This is a genomic window from Staphylococcus parequorum, from assembly GCF_039237145.1.
In the GTDB taxonomy this organism is placed as follows: Bacteria; Bacillota; Bacilli; order Staphylococcales; family Staphylococcaceae; genus Staphylococcus; species Staphylococcus equorum_A.
On sequence record NZ_CP150682.1, the window covers coordinates 2,732,978 to 2,753,620 of the forward strand.

Sequence of the window (20,643 nt, forward strand, 5' to 3'; positions counted from 1 at the left end):
CTTCTCCTTTTCTTATTTTGAAACTTTATTTTTGGTTAACTCATGCTATATTTAATCTTTTTAATGTCCTCTGGTGTTGTTTGACAACAGCCCCCTATAATTTGAACACCTTCCACTAACCACTTCGGAACTTGTTCAATAATTTCATCACTGTTAGCATTATTTTCCCATTCTTTGCTATCCGCATTATAATGAGAACCTCCATTAGGATATAGCGCAATTGTCTGACTCAAACTAGCTAATCCTTTGTCCAATGATCGATTGATTCCTTTAACTGAAGAACAATTAATACCAAAAATAGGAATAATAGATTGCTTATCTTTTATATAATCAATCAGCTGCTCAAAATCTGTTCCATCTGATAAATTTCCTGTGTCATCGACAGTTACAGAGAGCCAAAATGTTTGCTCCTCTGTATAACTCGGTATAATATTTTCTACAATTGCTTGAATCTCTTCAAAATTAGGAACAGTTTCAAACACAAAATCATTTATTCCTCTTGAAATCAAAGCGTTTATACGTTGTTCATGAAATTTAAAATAAGCTTCTTGGCTTATTTTATAATCCCCTGTATATTCAGAGCCATCGCTTAAATATGCACCATATGGACCTAAACTACCTACAACCACTTGATTATTATTTGTTGCATCCATAACTTGCTCTACCGCTACTGTAAAAAGGCCATCAATTTCCTCATCCTGCATCCCTATATCTTTAAATGTTTGGTAACTTGCTTGATATGTACTTGTTAAAATAATGTCGGCACCCGCATTTGTAAAACCTTGATGTGCTTGCTTTATTTTAGTTGGTTGATGTCTAAGTACTTCACTAGACCATAACGAAGAATTCAAATTACAACCAGCTTGTTCTAATGTAGTTGCTAGTCCGCCATCTAAGACAATTGGAGATTGTGTTTTTACTTTTTCTAACAGTCTCATCTATACTCCTCTTTTCTTATTAAATTTAATAAAGTAATAAATTAACGCAATCGCTGCAAATGGTAGCCCGAAATAAAGTGCAGGTGCTTGATTAGAATCAAAAAGCATTCCAACACAAGAAACTAAGCATAATATAAACCCAATAATTGGAATCGATTGATGTACTTTTAAGCTTTGGTCAATTTTTTTAGCATTAAAATATGCAATACAGATACTCATCCACACGATAACAACTGCTAAACCAGCAATTGAAACTAGAATTACATATAATGAATCTGCTACATACACGCTAGAAAGTAAAGCCAATAAGCCACCAATCATGCTAAATAATGTTGCATTCACTGGCATATGATGTTTATTTAGCTTTCCAAACCATTTAGGAAATACACCTTCATTCGATAAACTCCAAATCATTCTGCTCGCAGCATATAATCCTGAATTAGCTGCAGATAACAAAGCTGTTATAATCACTAAATTCATAATGTCGCCCGCATAAGGGATTCCCATTTTCTGAAAAATAACAACAAATGGACTTTCTAATGACTTCCCTTGATAGCTCGGTATTAAAATAGAAATAATAACCATTGTACCTATAAAAAAGATAATAAGACGCCATAACGTTGCTCTAATCGCTTTTGGTATTACTTTTTCAGGATCCTCTGTTTCACCAGCAGCAATGCCGATTAATTCAGTGCCACTAAATGCATAATTCACAGCTAGCATTGTTAAAAACACAGAACCAATACCATTAGGAAAAGTAGGATTTGTATATCTATGTGCAATTGTGTTTAAACCTTCATAACCATCGTAGTGAATAAATCCGATAATTACCAAAAGACCTAAAATAATAAATACGATAATCGCAATAACTTTCACTAAAGAAAAATAAAATTCAACTTCTGCATAAAAACGTGTCGATATAATGTTAAATAATAAAATTAATATAATTGCAATCGTAGCAAAAATATAAACCGGGGTTTCAGGCATCCATTTCTGCATCAAAATACCCACTGCTGTAAATTCAGAACCTAATGCTACGGTCCAAGTTAACCAATAAAACCATGCTACGATATATCCAACAGATGGATGAATGTAAAGACTTGCATATGTATGAAATCCACCTGTAACAGGATGTTTAATTGCTAATTGACCTAGACATAACATAACGAGATAAACTAAAATCGAACCAATTAAATAAGATAGTACCGTTCCAAATGGACCTGCTTGTTGCAAAGTATATCCAGAACTTAAAAATAACCCTGTTCCAATAACACCACCAAAGCTAAGTAACATAAGATGACGTTGTTTCATTGCACGTTTAAATGATGGTTGTTCCATTAATGTTCTCCTTATCTTCAAGTTCTACTCATTTTAAATATAATTATTCATTCTATTAATTTCTGAAAATTTAGTCAATGCATTTTTTCTCAATTCACTGTGCTTTCATACATTGCCTTTAATTATTCTTTAGTTTTTCAAAAGAATTTCACCTAATTATTCACTGAATTTTCAAACTTTTGTAAAAATTCAATCTCTAGTATTGATTTTCAGTCGTAAAGTCTATAACATTTATAGATAAGTAAGTATAAATATTATAAGTAATAGATAGAGGGGAAAATATAATGACAGAACATAACGACTTAGTGAAATCTACCCAAGAAATTACAAAAGAAGCATTACATAAATTAGGCTTTGACGATGGCATGTATGATTTAATCAAAGAACCTTTAAGAATACTGGAAGTCCGTATACCCGTCCGCATGGATGATGGCACTGTTAAAACTTTTACCGGTTACCGTGCGCAACATAATCATTCTGTTGGTCCTACCAAAGGTGGCGTACGTTTCCATCCTGATGTAAATAAAGAAGAAGTTAAGGCACTTGCAATGTGGATGACGATGAAATGTGGTATTACGAACTTACCATTTGGTGGCGGTAAAGGCGGCGTCATCTGTGACCCACGTCAAATGAGTAATCAAGAGCTTGAAAGCCTATCTCGTGGTTTTGTTAGAGCTATATCACAATTCGTAGGTCCTGCGAGTGATATCCCAGCACCAGATGTTTATACAAATCCACAAATCATGTCTTGGATGATGGATGAGTATAGTAAAATCAATCGCTCTAACGCTTTTGCATTCATCACTGGTAAGCCACTCTCTTTAGGTGGTTCAGAAGGTCGTAATCGTGCCACTGCGCTTGGTGCTGTGATTACTATTGAAGAAGCGACAAAACGTAGAAACATTGATATCAAGGGATCTCGTGTTGCGATTCAAGGTTTTGGTAATGCGGGTAGTTTCATTGCCAAAATTCTACATGATATGGGTGCAAAAATTGTAGCTATTTCTGAAAGTTATGGTGCTTTACACGATCCAAATGGTTTAGATGTCGACGAGCTTGTAGAGCTTAAAGAAAAACATGGCCGTGTTACGCACTTATTTGAGGACGTTATCCCAAATAAAGCATTATTTGAAGTCGACTGTGATATTCTTATTCCAGCTGCATTATCAAATCAAATTACTGAAGACAACGCACACAACATTAAAGCCAGTATCGTTGCAGAAGCAGCGAACGGTCCTACGACAAAAGAAGCGACACGTATATTAACAGAACGCGGTGTCTTACTTATACCTGATGTACTTGCGAGTGCTGGTGGTGTAACTGTTTCTTACTTCGAGTGGGTACAAAATAATCAAGGTTATTATTGGTCTGAAGAAGAAATAAACAGTCTTCTCCGTGAAAAAATGGTAGAAGCATTCAATAAAATCTATGATTTAGCCGAAAGTAGAAAATTGGATATGCGTTTAGCTGCCTATGTTGTAGGTATCAAACGTACAGCTGAAGCTACACGTTTCCGTGGCTGGGCATAAATTTTCATAATATATCAATATGATAAACATTGTCTTTTCAAAAGCTACACCTTCATTGGTGTAGCTTTTTTATTATTATATTTATCTATACAGCTTTCAAAAAATCCTTCCTCCCTCTTTTTATCCACCCTTTCGACTTCATAATCTAATAAAAATTTATAAATAATCCTCTCATTCATATATATTTTCAATTATTAAATCAGTGAATTTTCTGATTTATTTGAAAAATAAAAAAATACTCTATATAATTATTTACAATAAAGGGGAGGATATAAATTATGAAAAATAACATTTATGGTAATACACCATGTTTTTTAAATAGTAAAAATTTAAATCAATCAAATACTTTAGATACAGATGTAATTGTATATGGGGTACCTTTTGAAGGCGAAAGCACTTGGGGAGATTATACAGGCGTAGAACTTGGTCCAAAGCAAATTAGACTGTCCTCTGCACGTTACAGTCAATATCTACCTGAATTAAACCACATTGATATTAGTGAACACTTATCTATGGGAGATGTCGGCGATGTGCCATTTGTCGCTCATGACAATAAAGAAAGCTATGACAACATTACAGATTTCACTAAAAAACTCTGGGAAAGTGAAAAATTCTTAGTTGGCTTTGGCGGCGAACACGGTGTCACTTATCCTATTCTTAAATCATTAACAGAAACTGGTAAAAAAGTAGGTATCATTCATTTAGATGCACATTATGATAATATGCCAGATTATGAAGGTGAAGCTTATGCCCGTAATACACCTTTCATGAGACTTTATGAAACAGAGGGTGTACGTAACGAAAGTATTATTCACACAGGGATTCACGGCCCAAGAAATCATCCTGCAACAGGACGTTACGCTGAAGAAGCTGGTGCAGTAACGATAACAATCAATGATATTCGTGAATCAAATAATATAAAACAGTTTGCCCGTGACATTTACGCTCAAGCAAGTGCCGATGTAGATGTCGTGTATTTAACAATATGTAGTGATGTTTTAGATTTTGCTTATAATCCAGGCGGACCTGTTGATGGCAATGGTTTAACGTCCTATGAATTATTAACGATGATCCACGAATTTGGTGCGCTCGGCCTATGTGGTATGGATTATGTAGAAGTTTATCCTATGAAAGATGCCAATCAGAATTCTGCCCATTTCGTTTCTACAGCAGTATTATATGTACTTGCTGGCCACGTCGCTTATTTAAATAAATTAAAATAATCTGAGGAGTGGTTAAATGTTTAAAAACGCGGGTAAGATTTTACGATCACTTGGCCCAGGGATGATTATCACTGCTTCATTTATTGGCCCTGGTACAGTAACAACCATGACTCAAGGTGGCGCAGGATTCGGCTATAGTTTACTATGGGCTGTTGCCTTTTCAATCATTGCCACAATCGTGTTACAAGAAATGATTATCCGTTTGTCTCTCGTTACACGTGAAGGGTTAGGAGAAGCAATTCAAGATTTATTCTCTAATAAAATCGGTAAGCTGATCATCGTGTGGTTCACACTCATTGCTGTAACCATTGGGTGTGCTGCCTATATTAGTGGTGACTTGATTGGAACCTCACTTGGTGCATCTTACTTACTTAATTTACCTGAAAATTGGGTTGCTCCAGTTATCGGCGTTATTATATTACTCATTGGATTATTTGGTAACTATAAATTTTTAGAAAAAGTTATGCTTGTACTTATGGTTATCATGGGCGCAATATTTATCACTACCATGATTGCTATCAAACCAGATGTTATGGGTATTTTAAAAGGTGCTTTCATTCCAACGATACCAGATGGATCTATTCTTACTGTTATTGCTCTAATCGGTACAACCGTTGTGCCATATAACTTTTTCATTCACTCAACAGCCGTGCACGAACGTTTTAATGGTGTTAAGGAATTGAAATTTGCACGTTGGGATACAATTATTTCTATTACTGTCGGCGGTGTGATTTCAGCTGCAATCTTAATTTCAGCTGCCACTTTAATTAAAGGTGAAGAAGTTACAAGTGTCATACAACTCGCAGGACCATTAGAACCTGTACTTGGTGATGCTGCACCTATAGCAATTAGTATTGGTTTATTCGCTGCAGGTCTGTCATCAGCCATTGCTTCTCCAACGGGCGCTGCTGCAACAATTAGTAGTCTACTCGGTTGGAAAGGCGGCATGCAAAGCAAGAAGTATAAACTTGTCTTTGTTGTGATTATCATTATTGGAATTATCACTTCAGCACTTGGCTTTGAACCGCTTCAAGTCTTACTTATTGCGCAAGCATTAAATGGTATGATTTTACCTCTTGTTGCAATCCTTATCTTTATTATTATTAATAAGAAAAATTTAATGGGCCGCTTTACAAATACACTTTGGCTCAATATTATCGGAGGACTCGTTGTCTTAACTGTTTCCTTCTTAGGCATCTACAGTTTAATCGATGCCATAACAAGTTTCATTTCAGGCTAACTTTATAACAATAACCCAGAAGCAACGTATCATCACTGATATATTGTTTCTGGGTTATTTTAATTAAACATTTAATCTTCTTACATCAATTGTGCAACATCACGCATAATGCTCGCTTTTTTATAGCCATGTAGGTCATGCAATGATTGATATGCGTTAAATAACTTTTTATAGATTTCCACTTTATCTGCTTGAGGTTCAACAGTGTATAATACGGGTTCTTTCATTGCTTTGACCGCCTCACTAAAGTCCGTATGCGCTCCGCCACATATTGCACCTAAAATAGCCGCGCCAATTGCTGGTGCATATTCACTATCAATGACCGTCACACGTTTGTTCAGTACATTCGCATAGATATCCATGAGTAATGTATTCTTTTTAGGTATGCCACCACAAGCAAATACATGATCTACTTCCATATGCCATCCTTCATACTGTTGCATAATCATTTTAGTACCAAATGCAGTGGCCTCCATGTATGCACGATAAATTTCTTCATGTTTCGTATGTAATCCCATGCCAAATAAGCAACCTTTCAAATTACTATCACTGAGTACACTTCTATTGCCGTTGTGCCAATCTAGTGCAATAAGCCCACTTTCACCGGGATATAGCTTGCCTGCTTTTTCATTTAATAATTCAAAGATTGAAATGTCGCGTATCTTCGCTTCTTTGACATCATCATATGGCGACTGTTTCGCCACGTACTCAAATAAGTCTCCTACAGCAGTTTGGCCTGCCTCGTATGCATAAAGATCTGGAATAATAGCACCTTTAACTGAACCAGAAATACCAGGCACCTTATGTTGTTCTTTATTAAGCATTAAATGACATGTACTTGTACCCATAACCATAGTCATCTCTTTATCTCTTTCTGAACCTATCCCTAATAAACTTGCATGCGCATCAATGATAAACGGACTGACTTGTGTTTCTGGTGAAAGTCCTAGTTTTTCTGCCATTGTCTGGCTAACTTTACCTACAGTTTCACCAATATTAACGACTGGTGCTTCCACTTTCTCTTTTACAATTTTAGATAAATCATTATCTACTTTATCAAACAAATCATAATGGAACCCTGTGTCCGCTTCCCAAAATGATTTAAACCCTAAGCCACAATTTGATTTGACGTTTTGATCAGTGAGTCGATTGACAATCCAATCCCCCGCCTCCATGATATACGCACTCTCCGCTATCACTTCAGGTGCCTTATTGTTTACTTCCATAATCTTAGGTATCATCCACTCACTACTCACATTAAAGCCATAGTAGCCTAACCAACGATTTTTCTCTTCAAGCGCAGTCTTAAATAATACATCTGCCTCGTCTTGCGCACCATGATGCTTCCATAATTTGACGTAAGCGTGTGGATTATCTTTAAACCCTTGCTTATTATGAATGGGTTCCATATGTTCATCCACAAAAATCACTGTAGACGATGTGAAATCTATACCGATTCCGACAATGTCATTTGCAGCAATTTGTGCTTTCGCTAAAATAGCTGGGATGCCTTCTTCAATGACTTCCCAATAATCATTCGCATTTTGTAATGCGTAACTTTGAGGTAGTTTTTGACCACCAAGTGCTCCTTCTATCGTGCCGTGCGAATACGTTTTAATAAATTGCTCTACAATTTCACCATTCTCAGTATTTATAAGAAAGGCTCTACCTGAACCTGTTCCAAAATCTATTCCTATACTGTAAGCCATACTTTAACCCTCCAGATCTTTCTATACAACAGAAAGCGCTTTCTTAAATCATAATTAAGATTCTACAAAAATACAAGGGAGCGGGACAGAAATCAAAATTTGATTTCGTCTTCCCGCCCCCTTTAATACTCACTATTATGATCACGCTCAAACATTTTAAAATGTTTCAACTTCATTAAACTGAGATAAATAAAGTTGTTTATAATGTCCATCTTGTTGCATCAATACTTCATGACTACCTTCTTCTAAGATTTCACCATCTTTGATAAAGATAATACGGTCTACGTCTTTAATCGTTGATAAACGATGCGCAATAATGAGCGATGTTCTATTTTCTGACAGTTTTTTAAATGCCAATTGAATTTTATTTTCTGTTTCTATATCTAACGCACTTGTAGCTTCATCTAAAATAATAATAGATGGGTCTTTTAAAAACATTCTAGCGATGGAAATACGCTGTTTCTGTCCACCAGATAATTTCGTCCCTCTTTCACCTACGAGTGTATCTAAACCAAAGGGTAAGTCTTTGATAAATGTTTCTAATTGCGCATTTCTAACTGCGTCCCATATTGCAGTTTCGTCAGCTTCTAAATGACCATATACAATGTTATCTCTTAAAGTACCAGAGAATAGGAATACATCTTGCTGTACGACACCAATTTCTGCACGTAGTGAGGCTAACTGAATCGATTTGATGCTTTGGCCATTAATTAAGATATCACCATCATCTACTTCATAAAATCTTGGCAATAGAGAACTGATTGTCGTTTTACCACTACCACTCGGTCCAACTAATGCAATCTTCTCACCATGCTGAATATCTAGATTCAGTTTTTTAAGAATCGGTGTTTCGCCATATCCAAATGTTACATCTTTATATTGAATCGTCTTAGGATCACTCGGCATTTCAACCGCATCTGGTGTATCCTGTATTTCTGGATTAATGCTTAATATTTCGCTAAAGTTTTTAAATCCTGCAATCGCTTTAGGAAATAGCTCTATAATCATATTAATTTGTTGTAATGGTTTAAAGAGTACATTCGTAATCATGATAAATGCAACGATACCACCATAAGATAAATCACCATGCAACACAAAATAACTTCCGACTACTAACACAATAATTAATGTCAGATTTTGGGCAATATGACTAATTGTAATATTCCAAGACATATAATTATATGCTTTTAATTTTGTAGCTCTAAAATTATCGTTTATATTTCTAAATTTCGTTTGCTCATGATTTTCATTAGTAAAAGCCTGTACAAGTCTTATGCCACCCACATTATCTGCGATTAATTCATTAAACCGTGACACATTGGTAAATAAATTCTTAAATGCACGAGACATTTTTTGGCTGAAAAATATAGCCAAGATAAAAACAATAGGCACCACACAAAATGTAATGAGTGCTAATTTCACATCAATCGTTAACATGATGGCAAATGCACCAATTAGGGTCATGATAGATAAAAATACATCTTCTGGGCCATGATGTGCGGCCTCACCAATATCCATCAAATCATTCGTCAGTCGACCAATAAGTTTTCCTGATTTTTGGTTATCAAAATACTTAAAATTCAATTTCTGAATATGACTATATAAATCATTACGCATATCACGCTCTATATTCGTACCTAACTTATGTCCCCAATATGTGACGATAAATTTAAGTACCGCTACAATTCCAAAGACAAATAACAAAGCAATTCCAAAAATCACTATGAGATTCCACTGATTTGAAGGTAACAAACGATCAATATATATACTTGTAATAAGTGGGAAAATTAATTCCAACAAACCTACAACAATTGCCGAACCAAAATCTAAGAAAAACAAACCTTTATATGGTTTGTAATAGCTAAAAAATGCTTTCACAACACCCCACCTATTCTATAATTCAATATTTTAATTATTCTTTACATATGCTTTATATTATGGATTAATTGATATAGATTATCAATGTCATTCAACTCATAATTGTGACATTTGTAAAAATAAATTTATAATACTCAAATATTTTTTATTTCTTCTCTTTTATCTTCATCTTATAGAACAACAAAAATAAACTCCTTAATCAGAATTGATTTAAGGAGTTTATTTTAAAATTTATAGCTTTTTTATACGCCTGAGTAAGATGAGAAGCCGCCATCTACAGGAACAACGATACCTGTAACGAAGCCACTTAATTCTTTATCCATCAACCAATAAAGCGTGCCTAGAATATCTTCTGGTACACCAAAACGATTCATTGGTGTTTGTGATAGAATTTTTGAAGCACGTTCTGAATAAGAACCATCTTCATTTCTAAGTAAAGCTTTATTTTGAGCTGTTTCAAAGAATCCAGGTGCAATTGCATTCACTCGGATGTGACCGGCAAAGTAAGTGCTCAACCATTGCGTAAAGTTACTTACAGACGCTTTTGCGCCACTGTATGCTGGGATCTTAGTCAGTGGTGTAAATGCGTTCATTGATGAAATATTAATAATTGTACCTGCCTCAGATGAGACGACATCTTTACCAAATACTTGGGATGGTAAAAATGTACCTGTGTAATTTAATTTAAATACTTTATCAATACCATCTTCTGTTAAATCAAAGAACGTTTTATCACCATTTTCATCATACATTTCATCATTTGTTGTGGCATTCGGGTTATTTCCACCTGCGCCATTAATCAGAATTGTAACTGCACCAAATGTATCGTTAAATCTTAGTTTCGCTTGCGTTAAAGCATCTTTATCTAACACGTTCGCCACTAGTGCTACTGTTTGTTTTCTTTCTTTATCAATTTCATCTTGTAATTCAACAATTTTATCTTCAGAACGTCCTAAAATACCTACGTTGGCACCTTTTTCTACAAGTCCTTTGACGAACGTTGATCCAATCACACCTGTTGCGCCAGTGATTACTACATTGACTCCTTCAAATTGTCTTGTCATCATTTGCTCACTCCTTCAATTAAACCGTTAATATAAGTTGCGCCTAATGCTCTGTCGAACAATCCGTAACCTGCTTTACCTGTTTCGCCCCAAATCATACGTCCATGATCTGGTCTGATTGTGCCTTTAAAGTTAACATCTTGCAGTGCTTCTACCACAGCTTTCATATCAACTGAGCCGTTTTTAGATAAATGACCTGTTTCCAAGAATGAATGTGAATCTAGTCGTTTCACGTTACGCATATGCACGAAATGGATATGCGCGCCAAACGTTCTAATCATGCTTGGTAAATCATTTTCTGCTAATGAACCTAAAGATCCAGTACAGAAACAAATACCATTATTTTTACTATCATTTATAGAAAGTAAACGTTCATAGCTATCTTTATTTTTAATGATACGTGGAATACCAAATATAGGCCATGGTGGATCATCCGGATGTATCGCCAGATCAATGTCATGTTCGATTGCAGTTGGTAATACACCATCTAAGAAGTACTTCAAGTTCTCCCACAATTGCTCATCTGATATTTCACGATAAGATGTAATTAAATGATTCATTTCTTCTCTCGAATAACTTTCGTCCCAACCTGGTAAGTTTAAATCGGTTGTTAATGGATCAATATCTTTTAACTGATCATGTTTATAAATCAACGTATTAGAACCATCAGATAATTCATAGTCTAATTGTGAACGTGTCCAATCAAAGACAGGCATAAAGTTATATGTCACTGTCTTAACACCATTTTCAGCTAAATTCACTAATGATGTCTTATAATTTTCAATCAGTTCATCACGTTTATCTGTACTTAATTTAATTTCTTCACTTACAGGTAAACTTTCAACAACTTCAAATTTCAATCCTGCCGCTTCGATTGTTTGTTTTAATTTTGCGATTCTTTCTGTTGTCCAAACCTCACCTACAGGTACATCATAAATTGCAGAAACGATATGCTTCATGTCCGGAATTTGTTTAATGTTCTCTAATGTAACTGGATCATCTTCACCGTACCAACGAAATGATAATTCCATCGTTATACCTCCTTAACGCCTTCTATTTTGAATAAATTCACTGCATTGTTATAGCAAATATCTTTTAACATTTGTTCAATTGTTGCATCTGATAAGGCAATCTCACCTTTTTCAATCTTGTCTCCTAAGAAATTACATAAAATTCTTCTGAAATACTCATGGCGTGTATAAGAAATCATGCTACGTGAATCTGTCAGCATACCTACAAATTTAGCTAATAAGCCGACGTTCGCATAATCTACTAAGTGCTGTTCCATGCCTTCTTTCGTGTCATTAAACCACCATGCAGCACCTAATTGCACTTTATGCTCGCTGTTAGTAAAGTTACCTGCAGTAGCTTGAACCATAAGATGATCATTACCATTATTAGGATAAATAATCGTATCTGATAGGGCATTGTGTTGTTCAAGGTGATCTAGCATCGCGTTCAATGTTTTAGCGCTTAGTTGTTCACCTACACTATCGAACCCACTGTCAGTACCTGCGACTTCTAACATTTTCGAATTATTATTTCTAGTTGGTCCTAAATGGAATTGTACGACCCAATTTAATTCGTTATATACTTTACTAATTTCAGTTAGAATGTAACCCGCTAATTCGTATTGTTGCGTTTCGGAAACTGCTTCACCCTTCATCATGGACTCATAGATTGCCGTAGCTTCTTCTGTTGTCGCATACATTAATGGTGCTTTTTCAAAACTTTGGTCAGAACTTCTTGCACCTTGTCTATTAAAATAATGAACGCGTGTTTTAAGTGCTTCGATATAACTGTTTAAATCTTTAATTTCACCGTCAATCGTTTGATCAAGCTGCTTAATCTTGTCTTTAACTGTTGTTTCACTTAAGAATACGTAACTATCTGGTCTGAACGTAGGAATCACTTTAAATGTTACTTTTTTATCTTGATTTAATAATTTGTGATATTCCAAATCATCACATGGGTCATCCGTTGTACAAACTACAGAGACATTACTTTGTTTAATTAAGTTTTGAGGTGTATGTGATGATTTCGCTAATTTACGATTTAAAGATTTATATAGCTTTTTAACATTCACTTTATCTAAATCAGCTTCTTCGTTAAAATAGCGTTTTAATTCAAGTGAACACCAGTGATACATTGGGTTAACGATTGAATAAGGCAACATGTTCATAAATGCTTCAAATTTATCGAAATCATCTGCATCACCAGTAATTAATTCTTCTTCTATACCGTATGCTCTCATTAAGCGCCATTTGTAATGATCTCCGGCTAACCACAATTGCGTAATGTTTTCATAGTTTTTATTTTCATAAATTTCTTTTGGGTCTAAGTGACAGTGAAAATCATAAATTGGTAGATCTTTAACCTTTTGATATAACTTTACTGCTGTTTTATTATTTAATAAAAAATTGTCATTAATTAATGCCATGTTATTGCCCCTTTTCTATAATCCTAATAATTTAGGAAGGAATAATGAAATTTGCGGAATGAACGTTACGATTAACAATAAAATAATGAGTGCGATAAAGTAAGGCACTAAATATTTGAATACTGATTCCACACGAACACCGCCGACACTCGCACCAACAAATAATGCACTACCAACTGGTGGCGTGATATTACCAATACATAAATTAAATGCAATTAAGATACCAAAGTGAATTGGATCTAAACCTAAAACTTCTGAAATAGGTAAGAAGATCGGTGTGAAAATCAATACTGCTGGTGTTATATCCATAAATGTTCCGATGACTAATAAAATTACGTTCATCATCAGTAGTAAAATGATTGGATTATCTGTCATTGATAGAATGCCATTTGAAATGGCTTCAGGTAGTCCTGTATAACTCATTACGAGTGAAAATAGTGCAGAAGCTGTAATCAAGAACAGAATCATACCACTAATTTCTGCCGTTTCTTTGATGACGTTAGGTATTTGTTTGAGTGTCAGACTTTTATATATTAGTGATAACACTGTAGCGTATAACACTGCTACTGCTGCACCTTCTGTTGCTGTGAATATACCTGACACAATCCCGCCAATGACTACGATAATTAAAAATAGACTTGGCAAAGCATCTAATGTTAAAAATAATTTATCTTTCCAACTAATGCGTTCAGATACTCTGTAACCTTGTTTCTTCGCCATAACATAAGCCACGATCATACAAGCAACGCCCCATAAGATACCTGGTATATAGCCTGCGATAAATAGTGCTGCTATTGAGGTGCCACCACTCACAAGTGAATACACAATCAATAGTGAACTTGGTGGAATCAATAAACCAGATGGCGCAGATGCTATATTTGCCGCTGCAGAGTATTCTTTTTTATAGCCTTGTTTTTCTTCCATTGGTCCCATGATGCGTCCCATTGCGGCCGCCGCAGCGACACTAGAACCAGAAATAGAACCAAATAGCATATTACCTACAATATTCGTATGTGCCAGTGAGCCAGGTAATCTACCTACTAACACTTTGGCAAAGTTCACTAATCTAAAGGCGATACCACCGTTATTCATAATAATACCTGCCAAGACGAATAACGGAATGGCAAGCATTGTAAAATCATCAATGCCCGTAACCATACGCTGTGCTGCCGTTATAATCGTTACATCGAATGGTAATATCATTAATAACGTTATGATAGAACTCAAAATAATAGCCAATGCGATAGGCAAGCCGAATATCAAGAAAGCGAAGAATGTGATGAACAATACTAAACCTGCTGCAAGTGTCATACACGCTCACCCCCGTCTTCTTGATTGGCTTCTTTAACTGCTTCAAGTTCTCCTTTATCTAACAAGTTATATATTGCGTAGAAAATGATAAAGACGCCCGAAACAGGTAATGCGCCGTACATCGCTGCCATAGATAAGCCAGTAGATGGTGCAATTTGTGACCATGTTAAATTCACAACTTCATAGCCACCCCAAATCATGAGTACGAGTGCTACGATAATGATTATGATGTCTGAAGCTTTTTCTATAATAAGTTGTATTTTTTCAGGAAATCTTTCTCGAATAAATAAAATGGCTATATGTTGTTTTACACCAAATACATAACTGGCACTGAGCAAACCAAACCAAATCAATAAGAATCTAACGATTTCTTCACTCATTGTACTTGGACTATTCAAGATAAAGCGTGTAGCAACTTGATAAACGGATAATATAACCATTACAAAAAGTGCAATACCGGCTAACGTGAGGAGGAGTTTATCAATGATCTTTTTTGCTTTCTTCATAAAGCTGCTCCTCCTTCTCGATTAGTTTATAATCATCTTTTGTATCTGGGTTCTCTTTAAATTCATCTTGTAGAGGCTGAGAAGCTTTTTTGAAAGAAGATTTATCTACGTTATGGAATTTCACACCCATGTCTTCTTTGGCTTTCTTTTTAGCCTCTTTCACTTCTTTATCCCAAATTACTTCATGTTTTTCAGTAGAATAAGCTGCTGCATCTTTCAACCATTTCTGCTGTTGTTTCGTTAAGTCATCATACGTATCTTTGTTCATAATCAAGATATCTGGAACAATTGCGTGTTCCGTATAATGATAATTTTTAGCAACTTCACCGTGGTTGTTTGTTGTGAGTGAAGTTTCATTATTCTCAGCTGCATCAATCACACCCGATTGTATCGCTGTATATACTTCACCGTAATCCATTGGTGTCGGTGTGCCACCTAATGACTTAATTAAATCAACACTCGTTTTGCTTGGTTGAACTCTTATTTTCATACCTTCTAAATCACTATTATCTTCAATTTTTTTATCTTTCGTGTATATATTACGCACGCCAGCGTCATAGTATGTGATCCCTAGAAACCCCTTATCTCCAGTGGATTTGAAAAACGCATCTTGTACTTCTTGTTTTTTCATAACATGACGATAATTCTCTTCTGATTCAAATAGATAAGGCATGTTAAACAATGAATATGTTGGAGAAAAGCTTTCCAATGCAGCCGATGACACTTTAGTCATTTGTATTGCATTGGTCTGCGTCATTTCAATTGCTTCACGTTCACTACCTAATTGACCATTCGGATAAATATTAACTTTAAGTTGACCATGAGATGTTTCTTCTAATCTTTCTTTAAAAATCTCAAGTGATTTATGAACCGGATGGCTCGTCGGTTGATTATGCGCTAACATAATTTCTTTTTGCTTCTCTTCCGCATTAACATAACTATGAGGAAGTGATAAAGCTAACATTCCCGCTATAAAGAATGCGCTTACAAATAGTGTTAAAAATTTTTCCATATATCTCTTATGCCCCTTTGTTTAAGGTTCTATCGACTAAGCCCACCGAAATGAGAGGATAAATTATGCACATCGCTTTCTTCTACACTTAATGCATCCTCGTTTGTCGTATGTTGTAAGACTGAACATTTCGTCGCAAAATCTATAGTCTCGTCTAATTGCCAATTACGAATCAGTCCATGTAAGACACCAGCCATAAATGCATCACCGGCTCCAATGCGATTCAATACCGTATATTGATAAGCTTGGCCTTCAATATAGCTTTGTTTCGATAACATAATACCTTGTAATGTACTTTGCTCAATATCTCTATTACTGGAAGCCATTAATGGCATCTCATATTGTGATTGAATCGTTTCAGCACATGTCTTCATATCATCTTCTTCAGAATTTGTCTCAAGTAAATGTGTCGCATCCTTTTTACCAAAGAAGAGTACGTCAACAAGTGGCAGTATCGACTTGATTACTGGTACGGCTTCTTCTTTAGACCACAAGTTACTTCTGAAATTAATATCAAATATGATTTTAACGCCTTGTTGCTTTAATTTAGTTAGTGCATCAACGATATGTTGTCGTACTGTTGTATTAACTGCCAATGTAATACCAGTCAATACAAAGTAATCACCACTTTGTATTGGTAAGTCATCGATGATGCTTGACCCATATTCTGCGAAAGTTGAATGTTCGCGATCATAGATAACTTTACCACTTCGAAAGTCAAAGCTCTCTTCCATATAATATGTGCCTATTCTACCGTCTTGCTGTTTCAAAAATGTTGTACCTACTTGTGTCTGATACAGCTTTTTCATAGCTAAATTGCCTAATGCATGTTGTGGTAATACCGTTAACATTTCAGTAGCGTGCCCAAATTGAGATAAGGTCACGAGCGCATTTAATTCTGCACCTCCAACATTAACACCAAAGGTATTGGCATCTTTCAGTTGTTTGTAATCAGGTGGAGTATAGCGTAGTAATACTTCTCCAAATCCAAATACCGTCATAGTTATACCTCTCTTTTTAATTCAGAAATATATTGCACTAAAGCTTCTTGTCCTTGTTGTTGATAAATTTTTGTAATTTCACTGCCAATGCCTACTGCAAAACTACCTGCGTCTAACCATTCTTTTTGATTATCTTTACCCACGCCACCAGTTGGAACAATCTCAATTTGTGGTAATGGACCTTTGAAATCTTTGATAGATTTAGGTGAAAATTGTGTTGCTGGGAATAGTTTCAATACTTTACAACCATAGCGTAACGATTCAACCATTTCTTTAACCGTCATGCATCCTGGAATATAAGGAACGTCATACAAGTTAGCGATTTTAGCTGTTTCCTTATCAAAAGATGGACTTACAATAAATTTAGCACCGTTTAAAATCGCTGTACGTGCCGATACACTATCAAGTACAGTACCTGCACCAATGAGCGCATCTTCTCTCTTAGATAATTCAGCAATAATTTCTATCGCATTTGGTGTCGTTAACGTTACTTCGATAATATTAAGCCCTTGTTCTATAATTAGATTCGAAATATCTAAAAACGTCTCTGGGTTGTCTGTACGCATTACTGCAATGTGTTGACCTTCTTGAATATACTTCATCGTATCTCTTGAATTCATCTTTACATCTCCTTATAAATTTCATCTTTTGTGTTTGACCTCTGAAAATAACAACGTTGTTATTAAGATTCAAAAAAATATTCTAACGCTTATCTCTATGGTATAATTAATTCTAACTTAAATCAATCTATTTCAAGGAGAACTTTTATGGCTGTTACTTTAAAAGACGTTGCCGAAGCCTGTGGTGTCAGTTATTCCACGGTCAGTAAAGCATTAAAAAATTCCCAACTCGTTAAACCAAAAACAAAACAAATGATTCAACAAAAAGCGCTTGAAATGAATTACATACCTAATCATTCGGCTCGAGCACTCGTTTCTAAAAGAAGTGGCACGATTGGATTAATCTGGCCTTCCGTAGATCGTGTTGCCGTGACCCATCTCATTTCAGAAATTAATAGAGCCATTAAATCACTCGGTTATGTCATGTTTGTTTCAATCGATGACGTTGCGGCCGCTTCAAAGAAATTTGTTGAATTTGGCTGTGATGGTATCGTTATCTTTGATGAAGGTGACAATTCAAACTTACCGCCTGAAATTTATAATAACGTACCGGTAGTCGCATATGGTGTAGATAGAGATATTCCCTACCCGATTATCAATGTCAATCATGCAGAAGCGATGATTATGGCCATTAATGCCTTATTAGAACAAGGTATTCAAACGATTGATTACATAGGCGATATTAATACAAATGACGCCCGTCAAATCGCTAAAAAAGATGCGATTACTGATTACTGCAATGCACAAAACATTACCTATCGTATTATCGATTCTAATGGATTGAACGCGATAGAAGCAGAAGCATCCGTGAAGCAACATTTAAAAACCGACACGCTTTCTCCTGGCGTGATTTGCGGAAGTTACGATATTACTGTAGGGACGATTAATGCCATTGGACCTGAGAATCAACCAATGATTTACTCTTACGATAATATTCCACAAATTAAAAAATTAGATTATCCTGTCAATGCTATCGGTGTTCCTACATCTGAAATCGCTCAACAAATCGTGACTACGTTAGATAAAGTTATTAAAAATGAACCAACCCATGCAGCATATCATTTACATCCATCATTACAGAATAATATTTAATACATGCAAATTTCATTAAATTAACAAAGCGACCCTAGCTACATTGGACAGTGTAGTTAGGGTCGCTCTTGTTTGAGAGATATTTATCTAGAGGGTTATTACTTTTTAATATTACTTCAACTGAAGCATAAGCTTTCTTAAATATATGAAGGCATCTAACAAGTGATTTTTATAATCTAGAAATGCCATTACCAAATTGCATGGTGCCTGTCTTGTTGTCTGTTATACAACATCGCGTACACCTATCACTTTATAATGCAATGACATGCTACTTGCTAAAATACCGTTAATATAACGCGCGCTTTATATATTGCTTGCAAGTCACGTGTTACAACACATCTTGTTTGTACAGAAAAAAGTTAACCAATATTTAGAGAGATAGGGGTTGTTTTCAGTTTTTTAATGGGAGAACTGATGAATTTTATTGGTTTTAACTATAATTTCTAAAACACGCGACTGTGCAAGCATTGGTTAACATACGATACATTTGTATCTATATTACAAATGCATCACGTATCTAATCCTACTTTCATCTCTGATTAGTACGTTATGATTACCATCTTTATAAAATTTGAGGACTCCCTTAGTTATCTTCTGCCGTTATGAGTCCTGAGTTGAATTATCATTTATTATAAAAGCTATCATATATTGATTGTACGTGGATATTCATACATATTGAAAACTCAACTTATAATCATTTTGCAATGATCAGTTAATCAGTACTCATAACCCTCTACAACTTCTATTATATTACGCCTTTATCTATGATTAAAATACATAGTTGGAATATTTGACATTCCTTAGTGGAATACTTTAACTTTAATGACACTTTTTTATTTCAAATCCTTTAAAAAATTAATCCATTCATGCGTAACGTGATTCATATAACTTTCTTTCTTCCATATAACACCTAAATTCCACGCTACATCAGCACCACTTATTTCAATGCCGACAACACCATCATTTAAGATATTGACGATACTTTCAGGTAATATACTCACGCCAATACCATCACGAATCATATTTTCTATAAAAGTAATTTGAGACATTTTAGCTACTGTTTTAGGATGAAATCCTACTTTTCTACAGCTTTCTATAATTTGATCTTTCAGGTAATAGTCATCATGAAACATAATAAAGCTCTCATCTTTCAAATCACCTAAATAGATAGATGATTGTTGGGCTAACTCAGAATTTTTATCAACGATAAGTAATAACTTCTCCTTATATAGAGGTACCGCATAATAGATATCCTCATCCACTGGTAAAGTTGTAATACCGACGTCAATTTCATCGTTGTTCAAATAAAATTCGACTGCTTTCCCGCCGCCTTCAATGACTTCATATGTCACATTAGGATATCGGGAATGAAACTGGTTTAAACTTTCCGTAAACAACCTGACATTCATAATTGCCGATATGCCGATGCGGATATGACCTCTTTCTAAATTCGTGACGTCGCCCATTTCTAATGATAAATCATCTAAGACTGCTAATGCTTCCACACACTTATCATAAAAAATCTGTCCTATATCCGTTAGAATAATATGTTTTTTTCTTCTATCAAACAAAGTAATGTCAAATTCGTTTTCAATGCTTTTAATATTTTTACTAATTGTAGACTGTGCGATATATAAATGTTCTGAAGCTTGTGTCATTCCACCATTTCTCACAACTTCTACAAAATATTTCATTTGTTTTATTTCCATATTCTGCTCCTCTGAATAGCCCTATCATTTTAT

Annotated in this window: 17 protein-coding genes; 4 read left to right on the plus strand and 13 right to left on the minus strand. The window is 35.1% G+C overall.

All coding sequences use genetic code 11. From position 1 onward, the window contains the following. Window positions 1-35: 35 nt before the first annotated feature. Window positions 36-938 carry a homocysteine S-methyltransferase gene (gene mmuM, locus AAA453_RS13510; protein WP_427705429.1) on the minus strand — a complete coding sequence of 301 codons (903 nt, stop codon included), beginning with the start codon at window positions 936-938 and terminating at the stop codon, window positions 36-38. Further along, a complete protein-coding gene (locus AAA453_RS13515; RefSeq protein WP_427705431.1) occupies window positions 939-2,276 on the minus strand; it encodes an amino acid permease in 1,338 nt (445 codons plus the stop codon). Between the two features lie 284 nt (window positions 2,277-2,560). Between AAA453_RS13515 and AAA453_RS13520 the strand changes: the two genes are divergently transcribed. The 3 genes from AAA453_RS13520 to AAA453_RS13530 all read left to right on the plus strand — a co-directional run bounded on the left by AAA453_RS13520 (window position 2,561) and on the right by AAA453_RS13530 (window position 6,268). After that, window positions 2,561-3,805 (plus strand): Glu/Leu/Phe/Val family dehydrogenase, encoded by a 1,245-nt coding sequence (locus AAA453_RS13520; protein ID WP_427705433.1) that lies wholly within the window; start codon window positions 2,561-2,563, stop codon window positions 3,803-3,805. 278 nt (window positions 3,806-4,083) lie between these two features. Next, complete coding sequence (locus AAA453_RS13525; RefSeq protein ID WP_427705435.1) at window positions 4,084-5,028, plus strand: agmatinase family protein; 945 nt, start codon at window positions 4,084-4,086, stop codon at window positions 5,026-5,028. A gap of 16 nt (window positions 5,029-5,044) precedes the next feature. Then, window positions 5,045-6,268, plus strand: a complete 1,224-nt coding sequence (locus AAA453_RS13530) for an Nramp family divalent metal transporter (protein ID WP_069832569.1) — start codon at window positions 5,045-5,047, stop codon at window positions 6,266-6,268. An 80-nt stretch (window positions 6,269-6,348) separates the two neighbouring features. On the opposite strand, the gene AAA453_RS13535 is transcribed toward AAA453_RS13530, so the two are convergent. The 10 genes from AAA453_RS13535 to eda all read right to left on the minus strand — a co-directional run bounded on the left by AAA453_RS13535 (window position 6,349) and on the right by eda (window position 17,809). Beyond that, window positions 6,349-7,977, minus strand: a complete 1,629-nt coding sequence (locus AAA453_RS13535; RefSeq protein WP_427705438.1) for a ribulokinase — start codon at window positions 7,975-7,977, stop codon at window positions 6,349-6,351. A gap of 156 nt (window positions 7,978-8,133) precedes the next feature. Continuing rightward, window positions 8,134-9,855: an ABC transporter ATP-binding protein gene (locus tag AAA453_RS13540; protein WP_081325295.1), complete on the minus strand. Its 1,722-nt coding sequence runs from the start codon at window positions 9,853-9,855 to the stop codon at window positions 8,134-8,136. A 242-nt stretch (window positions 9,856-10,097) separates the two neighbouring features. Then, the gene (locus AAA453_RS13545) at window positions 10,098-10,919 is read right to left on the minus strand and encodes an SDR family oxidoreductase (protein ID WP_069817766.1); all 822 of its coding nucleotides are present in this window, start codon (window positions 10,917-10,919) and stop codon (window positions 10,098-10,100) included. After that, complete coding sequence (uxuA, locus tag AAA453_RS13550; RefSeq protein WP_427705441.1) at window positions 10,919-11,950, minus strand: mannonate dehydratase; 1,032 nt, start codon at window positions 11,948-11,950, stop codon at window positions 10,919-10,921. Before uxuA ends, AAA453_RS13545 begins: the two co-directional genes overlap by 1 nt. A gap of 2 nt (window positions 11,951-11,952) precedes the next feature. Continuing rightward, window positions 11,953-13,359 (minus strand): glucuronate isomerase, encoded by a 1,407-nt coding sequence (uxaC, locus tag AAA453_RS13555; RefSeq protein WP_002508523.1) that lies wholly within the window; start codon window positions 13,357-13,359, stop codon window positions 11,953-11,955. Window positions 13,360-13,374: 15 nt separating this feature from the next. Next, window positions 13,375-14,670: a TRAP transporter large permease gene (locus tag AAA453_RS13560; protein ID WP_002508524.1), complete on the minus strand. Its 1,296-nt coding sequence runs from the start codon at window positions 14,668-14,670 to the stop codon at window positions 13,375-13,377. Beyond that, window positions 14,667-15,176: a TRAP transporter small permease gene (locus tag AAA453_RS13565; protein WP_427705443.1), complete on the minus strand. Its 510-nt coding sequence runs from the start codon at window positions 15,174-15,176 to the stop codon at window positions 14,667-14,669. Before AAA453_RS13565 ends, AAA453_RS13560 begins: the two co-directional genes overlap by 4 nt. Next, entirely contained in the window at window positions 15,151-16,188 is a 1,038-nt protein-coding gene (locus AAA453_RS13570) for a TRAP transporter substrate-binding protein (protein WP_069828368.1), read from the minus strand. Before AAA453_RS13570 ends, AAA453_RS13565 begins: the two co-directional genes overlap by 26 nt. Before the next feature lie 29 nt (window positions 16,189-16,217). Beyond that, window positions 16,218-17,189: a sugar kinase gene (locus tag AAA453_RS13575; RefSeq protein ID WP_427705445.1), complete on the minus strand. Its 972-nt coding sequence runs from the start codon at window positions 17,187-17,189 to the stop codon at window positions 16,218-16,220. A 2-nt stretch (window positions 17,190-17,191) separates the two neighbouring features. Next, window positions 17,192-17,809 carry a bifunctional 4-hydroxy-2-oxoglutarate aldolase/2-dehydro-3-deoxy-phosphogluconate aldolase gene (gene eda, locus AAA453_RS13580; RefSeq protein ID WP_002508528.1) on the minus strand — a complete coding sequence of 206 codons (618 nt, stop codon included), beginning with the start codon at window positions 17,807-17,809 and terminating at the stop codon, window positions 17,192-17,194. 147 nt (window positions 17,810-17,956) lie between these two features. On the opposite strand from eda, the gene AAA453_RS13585 reads away from it, so the two are divergent. Next, complete coding sequence (locus AAA453_RS13585; protein ID WP_427705448.1) at window positions 17,957-18,901, plus strand: LacI family DNA-binding transcriptional regulator; 945 nt, start codon at window positions 17,957-17,959, stop codon at window positions 18,899-18,901. A gap of 833 nt (window positions 18,902-19,734) precedes the next feature. Here the strand turns inward: AAA453_RS13585 and cidR are convergent. Next, window positions 19,735-20,610 carry a cidABC operon transcriptional activator CidR gene (gene cidR, locus AAA453_RS13590; RefSeq protein WP_071664897.1) on the minus strand — a complete coding sequence of 292 codons (876 nt, stop codon included), beginning with the start codon at window positions 20,608-20,610 and terminating at the stop codon, window positions 19,735-19,737. Window positions 20,611-20,643: the final 33 nt, after the last annotated feature.